This is a genomic window from Sphingomonas sp. LaA6.9 (genome assembly GCF_022601895.1).
Classification (GTDB): Bacteria; Pseudomonadota; Alphaproteobacteria; order Sphingomonadales; family Sphingomonadaceae; genus Sphingobium_A.
The window spans coordinates 73,383-90,355 of the sequence record NZ_JAKVIO010000012.1; the positions used below are offsets into that span (position 1 = coordinate 73,383).

At 64.9% G+C, this 16,973-nt stretch carries 21 protein-coding genes and 1 tRNA gene; 10 read left to right on the forward strand and 12 right to left on the reverse strand.

Features of this window, described 5'->3' with window-relative positions:
- Positions 1-12: 12 nt before the first annotated feature.
- Entirely contained in the window at positions 13-525 is a 513-nt protein-coding gene (gene secB, locus MKI88_RS08570) for a protein-export chaperone SecB (protein WP_241630863.1), read from the reverse strand.
- 224 nt (positions 526-749) lie between these two features.
- On the opposite strand from secB, the gene MKI88_RS08575 reads away from it, so the two are divergent.
- The 4 genes from MKI88_RS08575 to MKI88_RS08590 all read left to right on the forward strand — a co-directional run bounded on the left by MKI88_RS08575 (position 750) and on the right by MKI88_RS08590 (position 4,941).
- The gene (locus tag MKI88_RS08575) at positions 750-1,403 is read left to right on the forward strand and encodes a Tim44/TimA family putative adaptor protein (protein WP_241630818.1); all 654 of its coding nucleotides are present in this window, start codon (positions 750-752) and stop codon (positions 1,401-1,403) included.
- Between the two features lie 2 nt (positions 1,404-1,405).
- Positions 1,406-2,638: a murein transglycosylase A gene (locus MKI88_RS08580; RefSeq protein WP_241630820.1), complete on the forward strand. Its 1,233-nt coding sequence runs from the start codon at positions 1,406-1,408 to the stop codon at positions 2,636-2,638.
- A complete protein-coding gene (locus tag MKI88_RS08585) occupies positions 2,613-3,170 on the forward strand; it encodes a Smr/MutS family protein (RefSeq protein ID WP_241630823.1) in 558 nt (185 codons plus the stop codon). Before MKI88_RS08580 ends, MKI88_RS08585 begins: the two co-directional genes overlap by 26 nt.
- 91 nt (positions 3,171-3,261) lie before the next feature.
- Positions 3,262-4,941 (forward strand): bifunctional diguanylate cyclase/phosphodiesterase, encoded by a 1,680-nt coding sequence (locus MKI88_RS08590; RefSeq protein WP_241630825.1) that lies wholly within the window; start codon positions 3,262-3,264, stop codon positions 4,939-4,941.
- A gap of 125 nt (positions 4,942-5,066) precedes the next feature.
- Here the strand turns inward: MKI88_RS08590 and dapE are convergent, their stop codons facing one another.
- A complete protein-coding gene (gene dapE, locus MKI88_RS08595) occupies positions 5,067-6,203 on the reverse strand; it encodes a succinyl-diaminopimelate desuccinylase (RefSeq protein ID WP_241630827.1) in 1,137 nt (378 codons plus the stop codon).
- A gap of 121 nt (positions 6,204-6,324) precedes the next feature.
- Here dapE and MKI88_RS08600 point away from each other — a divergent pair, with 121 nt between their 5' ends.
- From MKI88_RS08600 to MKI88_RS08610, 3 genes are all read left to right on the forward strand, one after another.
- The gene (locus tag MKI88_RS08600) at positions 6,325-6,774 is read left to right on the forward strand and encodes a cupin domain-containing protein (RefSeq protein WP_241630829.1); all 450 of its coding nucleotides are present in this window, start codon (positions 6,325-6,327) and stop codon (positions 6,772-6,774) included.
- 74 nt (positions 6,775-6,848) lie between these two features.
- The gene (locus tag MKI88_RS08605) at positions 6,849-7,565 is read left to right on the forward strand and encodes a response regulator transcription factor (RefSeq protein ID WP_241630830.1); all 717 of its coding nucleotides are present in this window, start codon (positions 6,849-6,851) and stop codon (positions 7,563-7,565) included.
- A 46-nt stretch (positions 7,566-7,611) separates the two neighbouring features.
- Positions 7,612-8,229 carry a DJ-1/PfpI family protein gene (locus MKI88_RS08610; RefSeq protein ID WP_241630833.1) on the forward strand — a complete coding sequence of 206 codons (618 nt, stop codon included), beginning with the start codon at positions 7,612-7,614 and terminating at the stop codon, positions 8,227-8,229.
- A 7-nt stretch (positions 8,230-8,236) separates the two neighbouring features.
- On the opposite strand, the gene MKI88_RS08615 is transcribed toward MKI88_RS08610, so the two are convergent.
- The 8 genes from MKI88_RS08615 to MKI88_RS08650 form a co-directional block, all read right to left on the reverse strand.
- Positions 8,237-8,908 carry a glutathione S-transferase family protein gene (locus tag MKI88_RS08615; RefSeq protein ID WP_241630834.1) on the reverse strand — a complete coding sequence of 224 codons (672 nt, stop codon included), beginning with the start codon at positions 8,906-8,908 and terminating at the stop codon, positions 8,237-8,239.
- Between the two features lie 48 nt (positions 8,909-8,956).
- Complete coding sequence (locus tag MKI88_RS08620) at positions 8,957-9,481, reverse strand: DUF4269 domain-containing protein (RefSeq protein ID WP_281063724.1); 525 nt, start codon at positions 9,479-9,481, stop codon at positions 8,957-8,959.
- A complete protein-coding gene (gene yihA, locus MKI88_RS08625) occupies positions 9,478-10,125 on the reverse strand; it encodes a ribosome biogenesis GTP-binding protein YihA/YsxC (protein ID WP_241630839.1) in 648 nt (215 codons plus the stop codon). Before yihA ends, MKI88_RS08620 begins: the two co-directional genes overlap by 4 nt.
- Positions 10,122-11,831, reverse strand: coding sequence for a membrane protein insertase YidC (yidC, locus tag MKI88_RS08630; RefSeq protein WP_241630866.1), 1,710 nt, complete (start codon positions 11,829-11,831; stop codon positions 10,122-10,124). Before yidC ends, yihA begins: the two co-directional genes overlap by 4 nt.
- A 15-nt stretch (positions 11,832-11,846) precedes the next feature.
- Positions 11,847-12,059 (reverse strand): membrane protein insertion efficiency factor YidD, encoded by a 213-nt coding sequence (yidD, locus tag MKI88_RS08635; protein WP_241630840.1) that lies wholly within the window; start codon positions 12,057-12,059, stop codon positions 11,847-11,849.
- Positions 12,059-12,385 carry a ribonuclease P protein component gene (gene rnpA, locus MKI88_RS08640; protein WP_281063725.1) on the reverse strand — a complete coding sequence of 109 codons (327 nt, stop codon included), beginning with the start codon at positions 12,383-12,385 and terminating at the stop codon, positions 12,059-12,061. The genes yidD and rnpA overlap by 1 nt, the downstream gene beginning before the upstream one ends.
- The gene (gene rpmH, locus MKI88_RS08645) at positions 12,382-12,516 is read right to left on the reverse strand and encodes a 50S ribosomal protein L34 (RefSeq protein ID WP_119763803.1); all 135 of its coding nucleotides are present in this window, start codon (positions 12,514-12,516) and stop codon (positions 12,382-12,384) included. The genes rnpA and rpmH overlap by 4 nt, the downstream gene beginning before the upstream one ends.
- A gap of 91 nt (positions 12,517-12,607) precedes the next feature.
- The gene (locus MKI88_RS08650) at positions 12,608-12,916 is read right to left on the reverse strand and encodes a hypothetical protein (RefSeq protein WP_241630844.1); all 309 of its coding nucleotides are present in this window, start codon (positions 12,914-12,916) and stop codon (positions 12,608-12,610) included.
- Positions 12,917-13,037: 121 nt separating this feature from the next.
- On the opposite strand from MKI88_RS08650, the gene MKI88_RS08655 reads away from it, so the two are divergent.
- The 3 genes from MKI88_RS08655 to MKI88_RS08665 all read left to right on the forward strand — a co-directional run bounded on the left by MKI88_RS08655 (position 13,038) and on the right by MKI88_RS08665 (position 15,170).
- Positions 13,038-14,546 (forward strand): YifB family Mg chelatase-like AAA ATPase, encoded by a 1,509-nt coding sequence (locus MKI88_RS08655; protein WP_241630846.1) that lies wholly within the window; start codon positions 13,038-13,040, stop codon positions 14,544-14,546.
- Between the two features lie 80 nt (positions 14,547-14,626).
- On the forward strand, positions 14,627-15,025 hold the full coding sequence (locus tag MKI88_RS08660) for a DUF805 domain-containing protein (protein ID WP_241630848.1): 399 nt from the start codon (positions 14,627-14,629) through the stop codon (positions 15,023-15,025).
- A gap of 60 nt (positions 15,026-15,085) precedes the next feature.
- Positions 15,086-15,170, forward strand: a tRNA-Leu gene (locus tag MKI88_RS08665).
- A gap of 152 nt (positions 15,171-15,322) precedes the next feature.
- On the opposite strand, the gene MKI88_RS08670 is transcribed toward MKI88_RS08665, so the two are convergent.
- Both MKI88_RS08670 and MKI88_RS08675 read right to left on the reverse strand, forming a co-directional pair.
- Complete coding sequence (locus MKI88_RS08670) at positions 15,323-16,366, reverse strand: rod shape-determining protein (protein WP_241630851.1); 1,044 nt, start codon at positions 16,364-16,366, stop codon at positions 15,323-15,325.
- An 18-nt stretch (positions 16,367-16,384) separates the two neighbouring features.
- Entirely contained in the window at positions 16,385-16,543 is a 159-nt protein-coding gene (locus MKI88_RS08675) for a hypothetical protein (RefSeq protein ID WP_241630853.1), read from the reverse strand.
- Positions 16,544-16,973 lie beyond the last annotated feature (430 nt).

Here is a 16,973-nt window from a genome sequence, read left to right on the forward strand (position 1 = left end):
CAATCCGGTGGATCAGGCCTGACCCGCCGTTTCGATCTGCGCGAGCTGCTCGCCCTGCGCCTGAAGCTGGCTCATGTAGAGCGCGCCGAAATCGATCGGCTCGAGCATCAGCGGCGGGAATCCGCCATCGCGAACGGCATCGGCGAGGATGCGCCGTGCGAAGGGGAACAGGATGCGGGGCGCTTCGGCCAGCAGGAAGGGCTGAAGCTGCTCCTCGGGCACGTTGCGCAGCCCGAAGAGACCGGCATAGTCGAGCTCGACCTGGAAGGCGGTCTTGTCGGCGGCGGTGGCTTTCACCTCGATCTTGAGCAGAACCTCATAGACGTCGTCCGCGATCTTTTGCGGGCCGATGTTGAACTGAACGTCGATCTGGGGCTGGCCCTGCCACTGATAGACCGCAGGTGCATTGGGATTTTCGAAGGAAAGATCCTTAACATACTGCGAGATAATCGAAACCTGGGGGAGATTGTCCGCGCCGTTCGCCTGGGTAGCCTCGGGTTCCGCCGTGCCTTGTTCTTCGGCCATCATGTCCTGCCTTGATCGAATGAAAATTATGGTGTCGCGCCGCAGCGCGGAGCGTGCCGGGCGACTAGCAGCCGCCGCGGGTTAGGGCAATGCTGCGCGCTCACGCGCGCCGATGGCACAATCCCGCATGCTCTCGCTTTTGTGGACGGCTGCGCGTATGGCCCCCATTTGAAACAATAGTCCCCAGCGCCTATATCGGACGCTCGGGTCTGGACGGAGGTAGCGTGGTTACGGTTGTCATCCTTGCGCTGGTGTCGGTTTTCCTTGCCTTGCGGCTCTATGCGGTGCTCGGCAAGCGCACCGGCCATGAGCAGCAGCCGCTGCCGCGCACCGCCGAGGAACGCCTCGGCCCCGGGCCCGCGACCGGCACCGTCACCGATATCAGCCCCGAGGCGCGCGTGGCCACAGATCCGTCGATCGGCCCCGCCGCACAGCGCGGCGTAAAGGCGATCATGGCGGCCGATACCACCTATGATCCCGCGCGCTTCCTCGAAGGCGCCAAATATGCGTATCGCATGGTGCTCGAAGCCTATTGGTCGGGCGACGAGGCACAGCTTTCCGAACTGGCTGGCGACGATGTCCGCGCTGCATTCCTGCAGGCGATCGCCGATCGCAAGGCGGCTGGCCATCAGCTCGACAATCGCCTCGTGGCGATCGAGCGCGCGATCATTTCGGACGCCGAGCTCGACGGCCAGATGGCGCGCGTGACGGTGCGCTTCGACGCCGATATCGCGGCGGTCACGCGCGATACCGAGGGCAATGTGATTGCGGGCTCGCTCAGTGACGCGGTGCCGACGCACGACGTCTGGACCTTCAGCCGTCACATCCGTTCCGACGATCCCAACTGGCTGCTGGTCGAAACCGACGAGGCTGCCTGACGATGCTTCGCCTGCGGGTGGGGGTGGCGCTGGCGATGCTGGCGCTTGGCGCGTGCGCGACGGTGCCGCAGTCTTCGAAGGTGGCGCCGAGCACGGTTCCCAAGGCAGAGGCCCCGAAGACTGAGGCGCCGAAGGTCGATACGCCGGCCACCGCGCGCATGCTTGGCGTTTCGGGTGGACCGGATATTGCCACCCTCGCCGTCGCGCCCGAACAGGCGCGGCGGGCGCTTGCGGCGTTCCGGATCAGTTGCCCCTCGCTCATCCGCCGTCCCGACGCCAGCGGGCTTGCGCGCGGCGAGGACTGGAAACCCGCCTGTGACGCCGCGCCGGGATGGTCCGATGCCGACGCCATGGGCTTTTTCCGCACGCATTTCGAAAGCGTGCGCGTGGGCGACGGCAAGGGGCTTGCCACGGGCTATTTCGAGCCCGAAATTCTCGGGTCGCGCACGCCGGCGCCGGGCTATGCGGTGCCGGTCTACAAGCGTCCCGACGACCTCGTCGAAGCCGACCTCTCGCTGTTCAGCGACAGCCTGAAGGGCAAGCGGGTGCGCGGACGCGTCGAGAAGGGCGCGCTCGTTCCCTATCACGACCGCGGCGCGATCGAGGACGGGGCATTAGCAGGACGCGGCCTCGAAATCGCATGGGCGGCCGATGCCGTCGAGTTCTTCTTCCTCCAGATTCAGGGCTCGGGGCGGCTGCGACTTCCCGACGGCGGTGTGATGCGCATCGGCTATGATGCGCAGAATGGACGCGACTATACGGGCATCGGCAAATTGCTGCTCGAGCGCGGCGAACTTGAGCGCGGCAAGGCCGGGATGCAGGGCATCATGGACTGGCTGCGCGCCAACCCTGAAAAGGGGCGGGCGGTGATGCGCGAAAACCGGAGCTTCGTCTTCTTCCGCGAACTGACGGGGGCGGGGCCGCTGGGCGCGCTCGGCCTGCCCGTGACGCCGCGCGCGACGGTTGCCGCGGATCCCGCCTTCGTGCCTCTGGGCGCGCCGGTGTTCCTTGCGCTCGATCGTGCAGAGACCGCGGGGATATGGGTCGCGCAGGACACGGGGGGTGCGATCAAGGGCGCCAACCGCTTCGACACCTTCTGGGGCGCGGGAGCGGATGCGCGCACGATTGCCGGGGGAATGACCGCGCGCGGTGACGCGCTGGTTCTGCTTCCGCGCGGCGCGCTTGCGCGGATCACGGGGGCGGGGGGCGATGGCGGGACGACGCCTCGACGCTGACGAGCGCGCGCTGTGGGGGCGCGTGATCGCAAGCGTCACGCCGCTGACGCCTGTCCGTATCCCAGAAACGCCCGTCGCGGCCGATCCACCGAAAACCCCGGCCTCGCCCAAGCGCGGGCGCATCGTTGTCGCGCCGCCACCCCCGCCTCCACCGCCACAGGCACGTCCGGCCATTGGCGAGACACTCGACGGCAGCTGGGATCGCAGGCTCACGCGCGGCACGATCATGCCCGACATGGCGGTCGACCTGCACGGCCACACGCTTGATACCGCCTGGCGCCTGCTCGACGCGAGCCTCGATCGCGGCATTCGCGGCGGTGCGCGCGTGATCCTGCTGATCACCGGGAAGCCGCCGCGGCCCGACGCGCGCGGCGAGCGCCCGATGCGCGGGGCGATCCGTGCGGCCGTCGGCGACTGGCTCGGCGCGTCCCGCCATGCCGCGCATATCGCGGCCGTTCGCAACGCGCATCCGCGCCATGGCGGCGCCGGCGCACTGTATATCATCCTCAAACGGCCTCGTTCCGCCGCGTAAAGCCAAATTTAACGAGATTCTGGCAGGAAAGCTTAATCGGGGTAGCCAATGGGGTGGTTTCTCCGGTTCTGGGAACGATCGTGGGAGCATCATGGAAGGCGTATCGCTAAAAAGCCGCGCTATCGCCTTCGCCATATGCGTCGGCGCGGGAGCCTTCATTCTTTCGGTTCTGGCGGGCGCAGGCACCGCCAGCCACGCCGACAACGCGGCCAATGCGCTGATCGTTGCGATCATCTGCGCCGTGATGAGCTGGGCATCCGCGGATCAGGCGCTTTCCGCGGTTGCGGATGCGGTCGACAGCGCGATCAAGCGGCTTGCCGCCGCCGCGCATGGCGACTTCGAGACGCCGACTCCCGAGGAAGTGCGTGCTTGCCTGCCAGAACTCGCCGACAGCATGGATGCGCTGTTCCTCGAGACGCGCTCGACCTTTGACAGCATCCACAATCTGGCGATGTTCGATCCCGTCACCTCGCTTGCCAACCGCACCAATTTCCGCCGCGACGTGGAGCGCGCGCTGGGGGAGCTGCCAAGCGAAAGCACCTCTGCGCTGCTGTTCGTCGATCTCGACAATTTCAAGGCGGTCAACGACACGCTCGGCCATGCGCAGGGCGATCATCTGCTCGCCAAGGTTGCCAACCGCCTGCGCGCGGTGCTCGCCGCCGAACGGCATGCGGGGCGCGAGGGGCGCTTTCCGGGCATGATCGGCCGGCTGGCGGGCGACGAGTTCACGATGTTCCTGCCCGATATCGCAGGTCCCGACGACGCGAGGCGGGTGGCGCAGCGAATCCTGTACGCGCTCAACGAGGATATCGAGCTTTCGGGGCACACGATCCGCGTGGGGGCGTCGATCGGCGTCGCGATCTATCCCGAACATGGCCGGTCGCTGACCACGCTGATGAAGGCGGCCGATGTCGCGATGTACCACGCCAAGGCGAACGGGCGCGCGCAGGCGCAACTCTACACCGACGCACTCGCCGACGCATTGAGCGAGCGGCTGCGCATGGAGCAGGATCTGCGCCAGGCGTTGACCCACGCGCATTTCCGCCTCGCTTTCCAGCCGCAGATCGCGCTGACCAGCAACGAGATCACCACCGCCGAGGCGCTGCTGCGCTGGGAGCATCCCGAAGACGGCACGCGCATGCCCGGCGAATTCATCGACATTGCCGAGGAGAGCGCGCTGATCGTCGAGATCGGCGATTGGGTGATCGACGCCGTGGCTGCCACCATCGCGCGCTGGGACCGCTTCGGCATCCAGCAGCGGCTCGCGATCAACATCAGCCCGCGCCAGATCGAGCAGCACGACTTCTTCTCGCGCCTGCGCGAACGCATGGAGCATCATGGTGCCCCGGCGCGCCTGCTCGAACTCGAGATCACCGAAGGGCTCGCCATGACGTGCGGCGACGCGGTGTTCCATGAGATGGCGGCCTTCCGAAAGGACGGCGCGATGATCTCGATCGACGATTTCGGCACCGGCTATTCAAACTTCTCGCGGCTGCGCGACATGCCGATCGACCGCGTGAAGCTCGACCGGTCGATGATCGCCGACATCGCGGTGTCCGATCAGGCGCGTGCGATCATCCATGCGGTGATCGAACTGATCCACGGCCTTGGCCACAAGGTCGTCGCGGAAGGCGTCGAGACGCGCGAGCAGGTCGACGTGCTCAAGGTGATCGGCTGCGATGCGGTGCAGGGCTATGTCATCGCGCCCCCGATGGACGAGCACGAATTCCTCGACTGGGCGCGCGTCGAGCGTCCCGCGCTCGCGGGGTGATACACCTTCGCCGCTCATCCTGAGGAGGGACTGAGCTTGGCGAAGTCCCATCTCGAAGGACAGCCTTATGCAAGTCCTTCGAGACGCCGTTTCGCCAGGCTCAACGGCTCCTCAGGATGAGCGGTTTACTGATCCGCGAGCGCTTCGCGGATCACCAGTTCGAAGATTTCGGTCAGCGCGTGGATGTCGGCGAGCGCGGCGGCTTCGTCGAGCTTGTGCATGGTCGCGTTGCACAGTCCGAATTCGACCACCGGGCACAGCTTCGACAGGAAACGCGCGTCCGATGTGCCGCCCGTCGTCGAGAGTTCGGGCACGAGCCCGGTGACACGGCGGATCGCGCCCGAGACGATGTCCGAAAGCCGGCCGGGCTCGGTAAGGAAGGATTCGCCCGATATGCGCGCGACAAGCGAGGCATTGGGCGATTCCTCGTGACATATCGTGCGAATGCGCTCGACCAGTGCTTCGCCGGTATGAAGATCGTTGAAGCGGATGCTGATCCGCGCCTTGGCGAGCGCCGGGATCACGTTGGTCGCAGGATTGCCCACTTCGATATCGGTGATCTCGATATTGGAGGGCTGGAACCAGTCGCTGCCCTGATCGAGCTCGATCGCGTCGATCCGCGACAGGATGCGGACGAGCGCGGGGATCGGATTGTCGGCCATGTGCGGATAGGCGACATGGCCCTGCGTCCCCGCGACCTCGATCCACATGTTGACCGATCCGCGGCGGCCGATCTTCAGCATGTCGCCCAGCTGGTGGACGGACGTAGGCTCGCCGACGAGGCACAGATCGGGATGGTGGCCATTGGCCTGCATCCACTCGATCAACGCGACTGTGCCGTGGACCGCCGGGCCTTCCTCGTCGCCCGTGATGATCAGGCTCAACGTGCCGGGTCGATCAGCGGTGCGCTCCGCCGCCGCGACGAAGGCGGCGATCGAGCCCTTCATGTCGACCGCGCCGCGGCCATAGAGAAGGTCGCCGCGGATCTCGGGCGTGAAGGGGTCGCTCGACCAGCCATTGCCGGGGGGGACGACATCGAGATGCCCGGCATAGGCGAAGTGCGGGCCGCCCGAACCACGTACCGCGAACAGGTTTTCGACGGGGCCGTCGGGCGCGTCGCCGGCGACGAAGCGGTGGACCGCGAAGCCGATCGTGCCAAGCGCCTCTTCGAGAACATCGAACACTACACCCGTCGCTGGCGTGATGCTCGGTGCGGCGATCAGCCGGCTGGTGAGGTCGATGGGGTCGATGGACGCGGTCATGCGCTGCGACTAGCTTGCCGCGATGCGTTTGCCCAGAGCCCGATCGTTTGAGGTTGAAGCGCTGCGCGCTTCAGCCGAAAGCGTGGAGCAGGCTTTGTGCAAATAGATGCGGAAGGATGCCATGCCCAAGCTCGACCTCGAAGCCATCCCGCAGATCAATCTGACGGGGTATCCGCCGGTCCATGCCGACAAGGTCCAGGGGCGATGGTATCGCAGACTCGCACCGGCCACGGGGATTGTCGATTTCGGCGCCAGCCATGTCACGCTCAAGCCCGGCGCCTGGTCCTCGCAACGGCACTGGCATGAGGGCGAGGATGAACTGGTTGTCATGATCGCGGGCGAAGCGGTGCTCGTCGACGATCACGGCCGTCACTCCATGCGCCCCGGCGACGTCGCGGTCTTTCCCAAGAATGACGGCAACGGGCACGTACTCATCAACGAGAGCGGCGCCGACTGCGTATTCGTGGCGATCGGGCGGCCATCGGCCACCGATTGCCATTATCCCGACATCGACATGCATCTGGACGGCGCGACCAACGCATTCCGTCGCAAGGATGGAAGCGCGTTCTGAGCGTAATATTACTTGTGTGCCGAAACGGAACCAGCTGTGCTATAACAAAACAGCAATGAAGGGCCGCGCACGTAATGGGTAATCGAGTTCTCATCGTCGAAGATGAGCCGACACTCCTCCATGTTCTGGAGGCAACGCTGGAATATGGGGGTTTCGAAAGTGTCGTCGCGCGGACGGGTCGCGCGGCGGTGGAATTGTTCGACTCGGGCGGCATCGACGCGGTGTTGCTCGACCTGGGGCTTCCCGATCTCGACGGGAGCGAATTGCTGAAGCAGCTGCGCGAGCGATCCAACCTGCCGATCATCGTTGTTTCCGGGCACGATACCGAGAGCGACCGCATCGCGGCGCTCGATCTCGGCGCGGACGATTTCGTGCCCAAGCCCTTCCTGCCCGGCGAACTCCTCGCGCGTATTCGCGCAGCCTTGCGGCGTTACGAAACGCCTGCCGCGGCAGCGGAGACGGCCGGAGCCGATAGCGATACGCTCAACATCGATCCGGTCCAGCCTCTGGTGACCGTGAGTGGCGAGATCATCTATCTCACGACGCATGAGCACAAGCTTCTCACCACGCTTGCGGCCCGGATGGACCGGGCGGTGACCGTGGATGAAATTGTTACGGAGATATGGGGCAGCGCGGATCCGCTGCATCAGGGCAATCTGCGTGTCCTCATCCACAAGCTGCGCGAGAAGATCGAGGCCAATCCGAAGGCGCCGCGCTTCCTGCTGACGGTGCACGGCATCGGTTACCGGTTGCGCGCGCACAGCAAGGAAAACGCGTCGGCGGCCGCTTGAACCTTTGCCGTCGCGCTGGCACAGGCGCGGGCAAGAGGAGATCGCCATGCGCATTGCGGTTCTGACATTCGACGGCTTCAACGAACTCGATTCGTTCGTCGCAGCCGCGATCCTCAACCGTATGCGTGGCAGCGGCTGGAAGGCATCCATCACTTCGCCCGACGCGCGCGTCACCTCGATGAACGGCGTCACCATCTGCCGCGAGGAGCCGATCGAATTTGCGGCGGCAGCGGACGCCGTGATCATCGGCAGCGGCATCAGGACGCGCGAGATCGCGGCCGATCGTGATTTGCTCGACCGGCTGCAGCTCGACCCGAGACGGCAGCTCATCGGCGCGCAATGCTCGGGCACCTTGCTGCTCGCGAAGCTGGGACTGATCGGCGACATGCCCGCCTGCACCGATCTCACCACGAAACCCTGGGTGATCGAGGCGGGCGTAAACGTCGTCGACGCGCCCTTTCATGCCCGCGGCAATATTGCGACCGCGGGTGGCTGCCTTGCATCCCAATATCTCGCGACATGGATCCTGCTGCGTGGCGCATCGCGCGCCGATGCCGCGGCGGCGATGCACTACGTCGCACCCGTGGGCGAGAAGGAAAGCTATGTCACGCGCGCGCTGGACGTGGTTTCGCCGTTCGTGACGGAGCCGTCTGTCGCCGCGTGATGGCTGATCACTGACCTTGCGATGTGCGCTCGAACTTCTCGATCACCCAGTCTTCTTCCTGCGCACCGGCGATCCAGTCCTGCATGAAGGGGTGGTTGATGACCGCCTGCATATAGGGTTCGGCAAAGCGCGCGATCGGAAGCTGATAGGTGACGAAGCGTGTGACGACGGGCGCGAACATCATGTCCGCCGCGCCGAACTCGCCGAACAGGAAGTCGCCCGAGCCCGCAAAACGGGCGCGCGCCTCTGCCCAGAGTTGCATGATGCGCGCGATGTCCTGCATCACATCTGCCGACGGAGGCTGCGGCTGGTAGATCTGGCGGATGTTCATGCTGTGCTCGCGGCGGAGCGCAGCGAAGCTCGAATGCATCTCGGCCGACATCGAGCGCGCCATGGCGCGCGCGGCGTCATCCTCGGGCCAGAAGAGCGTGCGATCCGTCTTTTCCGCAAGATATTCGATGATGGCGAGGCTGTCCCACACCACGACCTCGCCGTCCCAAAGGATCGGCACCTTGCCCGAGGAAGGCGCGAATTCGTCGCCCTCGCGGCGCTTGTCCCAGTCCTGGTCGTAGAGCGGGACGACATTTTCCTCGAAGGGAAGTCCCGATTGCCGGACCGCGAGCCAGCCGCGCAGCGACCAGCTCGAATACGCCTTGTTACCGATGAAGAGCTTGAGCATGGCTGATCGCATAGCCGGGACGGGCGAGGGCGGCAATGTCGCGCGGCGTCAAAAGCCTGCGCGCGCGATCAAAAGGGCAAGCTCATCGTCCGGGGCCGGGTGGAGCGCTGCGAGTGCGTCATAGGGATTTCCGGGCAAGGCGAGCGCCGCTGCAAAGGCGGGCTCGGTTTTGGTGCCCGCATGGCGCGCAGCCATCACCTTGGCATGGAACGCCTGTCCGCCGAGCGCAAGCAGGCGTTTCTCGACCTGAAAATGCAGCCAGCCGGGCTGCTCGGCGACGGGTTGCGCGCTTCCGAAAATCTCGAACATCCAGCCATGCGCTGAAAAGGACGCGATCAGCGGTCGGCTTTCGGTCGTCCAATGTCGAAGCGAGAAGCCGGCACAGTCGCTAAAATCCTGCCACAGCACATGTGCAAGCCGGTCCGGATCGGGCGCATGGCACAATATGTCGATATCGCTCGATGGCAGGTCGATCCCGAGCGGCGGGGTGCCCGCGACATGCGGATCGAAGGGGGCAAGCGCGGCGAGCACGCCGGAGCGCCCGATCGCGTCAATATAGCCAGGCCGGCTCAGGCGGTGATGGCCTCGATCACCGCGGCGCGCAGTTCGGCCATGCCCTGTCCCGTCTCGCTTGAGGTCGCGATGATCTCGGGATGTGCGGCGGGACGCGTGCGCGCCTCGGTGGCGGTGCGTTCCATGACCGCGGCAAGCTCGGTGGGCTTGATCTTGTCGGCCTTGGTCAGAACCAGCCGGTAGCTGACGGCGGCCTCGTCGAGCATCTTCATCACGTCGCGGTCGACATCCTTGATGCCGTGGCGCGCGTCGATCAGCACCAGCGTGCGCTTCAGCACCGCGCGGCCGCGCAGGAAGTCGTTGATGAGGAAGCGCCATTGCTTGACGACATCCTTGGGCGCCTTGGCAAAGCCATAGCCCGGCATGTCGACGAGCCGCAGGATCAGCGGATCGCCGACGTCGAAGAAGTTGAGTTCCTGCGTGCGCCCCGGCGTGTTCGACGTACGCGCCAGCCCGTTGCGGTTGGTGAGCCCATTGAGCAGCGACGACTTGCCGACATTCGAACGTCCGGCAAAGGCGACCTCGGGCACGCTCATGTCCGGCAGGAATTTGAGCGCGGGCGCGGACTTCAGGAAGGCGACGGGCCCCGCGAAAATCTTTCGCGCGGCCTCGATCGCTTCTTCGGTCCTTTCGGGCTCGCTCACTTGGCTTCCGCCTGACTGAGCGCCGGATGGCGGCTGTAGAGCCATTTCTGCTGCCCGATCGAGAGGATGTTGTTGGTCAGCCAGTAGAGCTGCAGGCCCGCCGCGAAGGGTGCCATGATGAACATGAAGACCCAGGGCATGATGCCGAACACCTGCTGCTGCACCGGATCTGCGGGCGCGGGGTTGAGCTTGAACTGCAGCCACATCGAAATGCCAAGCAGGATCGGCAGCACGCCCAGCGCGATCATCGAAGGTGGCGTGAAGGGTAGCAGCCCGAACAGGTTAACCGGAGTCATGGGATCGGGCGCCGACAGGTCCTTGATCCACAACGCGAAGGGCTGGTGGCGCATTTCGATCGTCAGCAGCAGCACCTTGTAGAGCGCGTAGAAGATCGGGATTTGCAGCAGGATGGGAAGGCAGCCCGCGAGCGGATTGATCTTTTCCTGCTGATAGAGCTTGAGCATCTCCTGCTGGAGCCGCGGCTTGTCGTCCTTGTAGCGTTCCTGCAACGCCTTCATCTTGGGCTGCACCACGCGCATGCCCGCCATCGACTTGAACTGCTTCTGTGCGATCGGGAACATCAACAGGCGGATGATGAGCGTCAGCCCGATGATCGCGACGCCAAAATTGCCGAAGACGCGGAACAGCCAGTCGAGCAGGTAGAAGATCGGCTTTTCGAACCAGTAGAACCAGCCCCAGTCGATGCCGCGATCGAACTGCCTGATGCCGAGATCATCCTCGTAGCGATCGAGCACGCTGACCTCCTTTGCGCCCGCAAAGAAGCGCGAGGTGGTGCTGAGCGCCTTGCCCGGCTGGACGATCTGCGGTTCGCCGGTGAAATCGGCCTGATAATTCTTGTCCGATCCGACGCGGAAGGTGCCGTTGATGTTCGCGGCCTGATCGGGGACGAGCGCGGTCAGCCAGTATTTGTCGGTGAAGCCGAGCCAGCCGCCCTTGGACGCGTTCTTGACGCCGTTATTGCCCGCCTCGTCGACATTGCTGAAGTTGATGTCGTAATTGGCGGCGCCGTTGAACACGCCCATCGGGCCGATGTGGATCGTCCAGCTGTCGGGATCCTTGAAGACGCCCTGGCGGCTGACAAAGCCGAAGGGCTGCGCTGCGACAGCGCCTGCGCCGGTGTTGGTCACGGTCTGCCTGACCGTGAACATGTAATCCTTGTCGACCGACAGGTTGATGTCGAAGCGCTGCCCCTGGGCATTGTCCCAGCTCAGGGTCACCGGCGATTCCGGTGTGAGTGCGGGAGCGCTCGCGGTCCAGACCGTGTCGGCGGTCGGGGCGACCAGGCCTTGTCCGGTCCAGCCGAAGCCGGCCAGATAGCTTTCCTTGGCACCCGCAGGCGACAACAGGCGGATCGGCGGCGAATTTTTGGCGATCGTCTCGCGGTAGCGCGTGAGGGTGAGGTCGTCGATGCGCGCGCCCTTGAGGTTGATCGAGCCCTTGAGTGCAGGCGTCTCGATCTTCACGCGTGGTGCCTCGGCAAGTACGGCGGCGCGCTCGCGCAGCGCGGCCGGACCTTGCGGCACCGGGCTGCCCGTCGCGCTCGGCACGGGAACCTGCTTGCCGTCGACCACCTTGGTCGCGGGGGGATTGGCGGTGGGGAAATAGCGGTCGGAGACGAAAGTCCATCCGAACAGCACGAGAGCCGACAGCACGATCGCCAGGACCATGTTGCGATTATTGTCCAACGTCATTCCCCCAAATCATGGAACGGGATCATAACCCGAGCCACCCCAGGGGTGGCAGCGGGCGATGCGCCTGGCGGCGAGCCAGGAGCCTTTGAGTGCGCCATAGCGGCTGAGTGCGGTGATTGCATAGGCCGAACAGCTCGGCTGATAACGACAGCTGGGCGGCAGGATCACCGAAGGGCCGATCTGCCAGAGGCGTGCGACACCGATCAGCAGTTTCGCGATCATTATCGCGCGGCCTTCGCGAGTGCTTTGGAAAGTTCACGGCGCAGGTCGCCGAAGTCCCGCTCCACCCCGCCGGCGCGTCCGATCAGCACATGATCCGCGCCTGCGACGCCCTGCTCGGGCAAAAGCTCGCGGATAAGCGCACGAAAACGGCGCTTCATCCGGTTCCGGACAACAGCGCCGCCGATCTTCCTGGTAACCGTGATGCCGTATCGGACGAGCGATTCGCCATCGTCCCGCGCGCGCACGAGCAGGACGAAGCCCGGCATCGCCACACGCTTGCCGCCGTTCGCCGCCAGATAGTCGGCGCGGCGGCTAAGGCCAATCAGGCCGACAGAACCTTGCGGCCGCGTGCGCGACGGGCGCGGATCACATTGCGACCGCCCGGGGTCGCCATGCGTGCGCGGAAGCCGTGACGGCGGGCGCGCACAAGGTTGCTCGGCTGGAAGGTGCGCTTCATCGCTCATTTCCTCAAACGTCAAAATAGAAAATGGCCGCCTCAGGCGGGCGGCCGCTGTTGGGGGGGCGGATATTGAAACTGGTGGCGGAAGTCAATCGGATTCGGTCGCCTGATCGCGCGCAATTTCCGCGCGCCGCTTCGCGCTTGCGCGCCTCAGGCTCCAGTCGGCCCATTCGCCATATTTGGGATGCCGCTTCTTGAACGCGACATAGCGCTTCTTGGCCCAGTGCGAATTCCTGAGCGCAAGGCTCGCGCCGATCGCGAACAGGACGATCCCGCCGGGCCCGGGAAGCGGCGACACTATCGGCGCCAGCACGATCAGCGCGCAGCCGAGCAGGAACAGCGCGTAGCGGACGCGCTCGTCGCGCGCAATAGCGGAAAGACGGTCCTTCAGCCTCATGCCGGCGATGTGGGAATCGCGTTTCGCGGGCGCAAGGCGCGATATGGTCGTTCGTCGAAAACCCGTCTCGACTCCGCAACGATCTGTCGCCACAGTGCGCCGGAACAAAACGGGAGCGAGCATGGTATCCATTGTCTCGACAGTGGCTTATCTGGGACTTGAGGCACGCGCGGTCGAAACGCAGGTACAGGTCGCGGCGGGGGTTCCGGGGTTCGTCGTCGTCGGCTTGCCCGACAAGGCTGTCGCTGAAAGCCGCGAGCGCGTTCGCGCCGCGATCGCGGCGATCGGGCTCGCGCTGCCGCCCAAGCGGATCACGGTCAACCTGTCACCCGCGGACCTGCCCAAGGAAGGGTCGCATTACGATCTGCCGATCGCACTCGGCCTGCTCGGCGCCATGGGCGTGATCGATGCCGAGACGCTGGCATCCTATGTCGTCGTGGGCGAACTCGGGCTCGACGGGCGCGTGGCGCCATCGCCTGGCGTGCTGCTCGCGGCGCTTCACGCCTCGGAAGCGGCGAAAGGGCTGATATGCCCCGCAGCGCAGGGGCCCGAGGCGGCGTGGGCGGGTGATGTCGAGGTGATCGCTGCGCCCGACCTGCTCAGCCTGCTCAACCATTTCAAGGGCAGCGCCCTGCTCCGTCCGCCTGTGCCGGGCGAAGTCGCGATGAACGGGCATGGCCCGGATCTGAAACAGGTGAAGGGACAGGAAACCGCGAAGCGCGCGCTCGAGATCGCGGCGGCTGGCGGGCACAATCTGCTGATGATCGGCCCGCCGGGCGCGGGAAAGTCGCTGCTTGCCTCGTGCCTTCCGGGAATTCTGCCCGAACTCGCGGCCGCAGAGGCGCTCGAGGTCTCGATGGTCGCGTCGGTCGCGGGCGAACTGACCGACGGGCGCCTTATCCGCGCGCGGCCCTTCCGGAGCCCGCATCATTCGGCGTCCATGGCGGCGCTGGTCGGCGGCGGATTGAAGGTGCGACCGGGCGAGGTGAGCCTTGCGCATCTGGGCGTGCTCTTTCTCGACGAGCTTCCCGAATTCCAGCGCGCGGTGCTCGATTCGCTCCGGCAGCCGCTCGAGACGGGCACGGTCAGCGTCGCGCGCGCCAATGCGCACGTCACCTTCCCCGCGCGCGTGCAGATGGTGGCGGCGATGAATCCGTGCCGTTGCGGGCATCTGGGCGATCCCGCGCTCGCCTGCGCCCGTGCACCGCGCTGCGCCGCCGACTATCAGGCCAAGGTCTCGGGGCCGCTGCTCGACAGGATCGATCTGCATGTGGAGGTGCAGGCGGTGACCGCCGCCGATCTCGTGCTGCCGCCGCCCGCGGAAGGGTCCGCTCAGGTCGCCGCGCGCGTCGCGGCAGCGCGCGATATCCAGACCGCGCGCTATCGGGGGCAGGGCATTCGCACCAATGCCGAGGTAGATGGCGAAGTTCTGCAGGCGGTGGCGACGCCCGACGAGCCGGGGCGAAAGCTGCTCGCGCAGGCCGCCGAGGCGATGCGGCTTTCGGCGCGCGGCTACACCCGAATCCTGCGGGTGGCGCGGACGATCGCCGATCTGGCGGCAAGCGATGGTGTAGGGCGTGTTCATGTCGCCGAAGCACTCAGCTATCGGCGCCAGGCTCCGCGTAACTAAATTGTCTTGCCAGTCACGACAATTGGCATAGTCTCCATCGCAGAGCTGCAAAGATGCGGCCAACTATAGGGGGAAATGTCATGGAATGGATGATCCTGCCTTTCAAGCGTTATGCCGATTTCGCGGGCCGTTCACGGCGCAAGGAATACTGGATGTTCTTCCTGTTGAATCTGATTATCTACGTTGTCCTGATGGGCGCGACCGGCGGCTTTGGAATGATGACCGACCCGATGGCCGCGGCCAGTGGGGCGGGCGGATTTTCGATGGCAGTGCTGCTCTATGCGCTGATCGTCTTCATTCCCGCGCTGGCGGTTCAGGTGCGGCGCTTCCACGATCAGGACAAATCGGGCTGGTTCGTGCTCCTGAACTTCATTCCGTTCGTCGGCGCACTCATCGTCATCGTCTTCATGTGCCTTGAAGGCACGCGCGGTGCCAATCGCTTCGGCGACGATCCCAAAGCGGAAGAAGTCGCTGCCTGAGTTGATCGTAAAGCAAGGTGTTGCGGGCGGCCCCGGTCTCGGCTAGGGCCGCCCTTCGCTGCCCCTGTGGCGAAATTGGTAGACGCATTCGACTCAAAATCGAACGCCGCAAGGCATGCTGGTTCGAGTCCGGCCAGGGGCACCAGAAACTATCCATAGGCGTTCGCTAGCGTCCGCCATGCGTATGTAAATCAAGGGTTTATTGGTGTATCCTGTTCGGCCTCGTCCGGGCAAAATCACACCTATCCGGTACATTTGATGGTATCTGGGTGGGTTTCGCCCGGTTTGACGACCGACTCACGCCGTGGAGAGTACGCCTCGGTAGAGCGGATCTTCAAGGGCGCGACCAGCACCAAGCGCTACGCAGATCAAGGGATTCTCCGCGACCGTGACCGGTAAACCCGTCGCTTCGGCCAGTACCGCATCCAACTCGTGCAGAAGTGCGCCGCCGCCGGTCAGCACGATGCCTTGGTCGACGATGTCGGCGGCGAGTTCCGGCTGGGTGTTTTCGAGCGCGATACGAACGGTTTCGACGATCCGGCTGACCGGCTCGCTAATGGCTTCGGCGATCTGCGCCTGATTGATCGCAATCTCCTTTGGCACGCCGTTGACGAGATCGCGGCCCTTGACGTGGATAGTGAGGCCCTTGCCGTCCGCAGGCATCTTGGCGGTCCCGATCTCCTGCTTGATCCGCTCGGCGGTCGCTTCGCCGATCAAGAGGTTGTGGTTGCGGCGGATGGAGGAGGTGATCGCCTCGTCCATCTTGTCGCCGCCGACGCGCACCGAGTAGCTGTAGGCGAGTCCGCGCAGAGATAGCACCGCGACCTCCGTTGTGCCGCCCCCTATATCGACGATCATTCCACCGATCGGCTCGGTGACCGGCATGCCGGCGCCGATCGCCGCCGCCATCGGTTCCTCAATCAGGAAAACTCGTGAAGCCCCAGCGTTCGACGCGGCATCGCGGATCGCGCGCCTTTCGACCGACGTCGAGCCGGAGGGCACGCAGATCACGATTTCTGGCGAACGCGGCAGGCGGCTCGCTCCCCCATGCGCCTTCTGAATGAAGTGCTTGATCATCTGCTCGGCGACGTCGATGTCGGCGATCACGCCGTCGCGCAGCGGGCGGACCGTCTCGATATGATCCGGGGTCTTGCCCATCATCAGCTTGGCGTCGTCCCCGACCGCCTTCACTCGCTTCGCGCCGTTGATCGTCTCGATCGCGACAACCGACGACTCATTCAGGACGATGCCGCTGCCGCGCAGGTAGACGACGGTGTTTGCCGTTCCGAGATCGATCGCCATGTCTCGCGACGGGAAGCTGAAGAAGCGGCTGAAAAACATCTTTCCGAACTTACCTCGTCATCCATCCTGCAGCCGCGTCATGCTCACGATGGCGCATTTCGTGGCATATTCTCCCGCTTCAGCCCCGAAATGATCCCGTGCGTTGGCCTTGGTCGCGGCGGAGGTGAGAAAGGCTTCCTCCACCAAGGCTTCCGTGACAAGCGGATATCCGATCATCCAGTGAGTGTCGCCGTCGCCATCGTAGATGTGCTCGCACGCGGTCGGCCCCGGACGCTTTCTATGGCGCGGCGTACGCGAATTGACGCCAGCGTGAGCCAGTAATGTGCTATGATTGAATATCACCTGACAATTTATCAAGCGTCCCGTGACTGGGAGACCCACGCGCTCCCGCTTGAGCCGGGAGCGACACAATGGAACTTTACCATTTCGGAAAACGGGTTGGTCCCGTCATCGAGTTAATTGGCATAGCGGGGCAAAGCCTCGCAACGCCGATCCAGTTCGCATGGCGAAGGCTGCGTCGCTCTCGCGCGAACCTGAGGCGGAACGAAGACCCGCTACTGGAGGGCGGATCGTGTCCCACGCCATGGTGTAGGTCCGCAGGGACGGTCACGGCGATCTCCGGCCAGGCCGGGCTGATCACGCTGCC

Coding starts and splice junctions, on each gene's coding strand:
- secB (WP_241630863.1), bottom strand. CDS start 525: ATGGCCGAAGAACAAGGCACGGCGGAACCCGAGGCTACCCAGGCGAAC.
- MKI88_RS08600 (WP_241630829.1), top strand. CDS start 6,325: ATGCCCAAGCTCGACCTCGAAGCCATCCCGCAGATCAATCTGACGGGG.
- yidD (WP_241630840.1), bottom strand. CDS start 12,059: ATGATCGCGAAACTGCTGATCGGTGTCGCACGCCTCTGGCAGATCGGC.
- MKI88_RS08590 (WP_241630825.1), top strand. CDS start 3,262: ATGGAAGGCGTATCGCTAAAAAGCCGCGCTATCGCCTTCGCCATATGC.
- MKI88_RS08660 (WP_241630848.1), top strand. CDS start 14,627: ATGGAATGGATGATCCTGCCTTTCAAGCGTTATGCCGATTTCGCGGGC.
- MKI88_RS08605 (WP_241630830.1), top strand. CDS start 6,849: ATGGGTAATCGAGTTCTCATCGTCGAAGATGAGCCGACACTCCTCCAT.
- MKI88_RS08670 (WP_241630851.1), bottom strand. CDS start 16,366: ATGTTTTTCAGCCGCTTCTTCAGCTTCCCGTCGCGAGACATGGCGATC.
- rpmH (WP_119763803.1), bottom strand. CDS start 12,516: ATGAAGCGCACCTTCCAGCCGAGCAACCTTGTGCGCGCCCGCCGTCAC.
- MKI88_RS08580 (WP_241630820.1), top strand. CDS start 1,406: ATGCTTCGCCTGCGGGTGGGGGTGGCGCTGGCGATGCTGGCGCTTGGC.
- MKI88_RS08615 (WP_241630834.1), bottom strand. CDS start 8,908: ATGCTCAAGCTCTTCATCGGTAACAAGGCGTATTCGAGCTGGTCGCTG.
- MKI88_RS08650 (WP_241630844.1), bottom strand. CDS start 12,916: ATGAGGCTGAAGGACCGTCTTTCCGCTATTGCGCGCGACGAGCGCGTC.
- MKI88_RS08610 (WP_241630833.1), top strand. CDS start 7,612: ATGCGCATTGCGGTTCTGACATTCGACGGCTTCAACGAACTCGATTCG.
- MKI88_RS08675 (WP_241630853.1), bottom strand. CDS start 16,543: ATGATCGGATATCCGCTTGTCACGGAAGCCTTGGTGGAGGAAGCCTTT.
- MKI88_RS08655 (WP_241630846.1), top strand. CDS start 13,038: ATGGTATCCATTGTCTCGACAGTGGCTTATCTGGGACTTGAGGCACGC.
- MKI88_RS08585 (WP_241630823.1), top strand. CDS start 2,613: ATGGCGGGACGACGCCTCGACGCTGACGAGCGCGCGCTGTGGGGGCGC.
- dapE (WP_241630827.1), bottom strand. CDS start 6,203: ATGACCGCGTCCATCGACCCCATCGACCTCACCAGCCGGCTGATCGCC.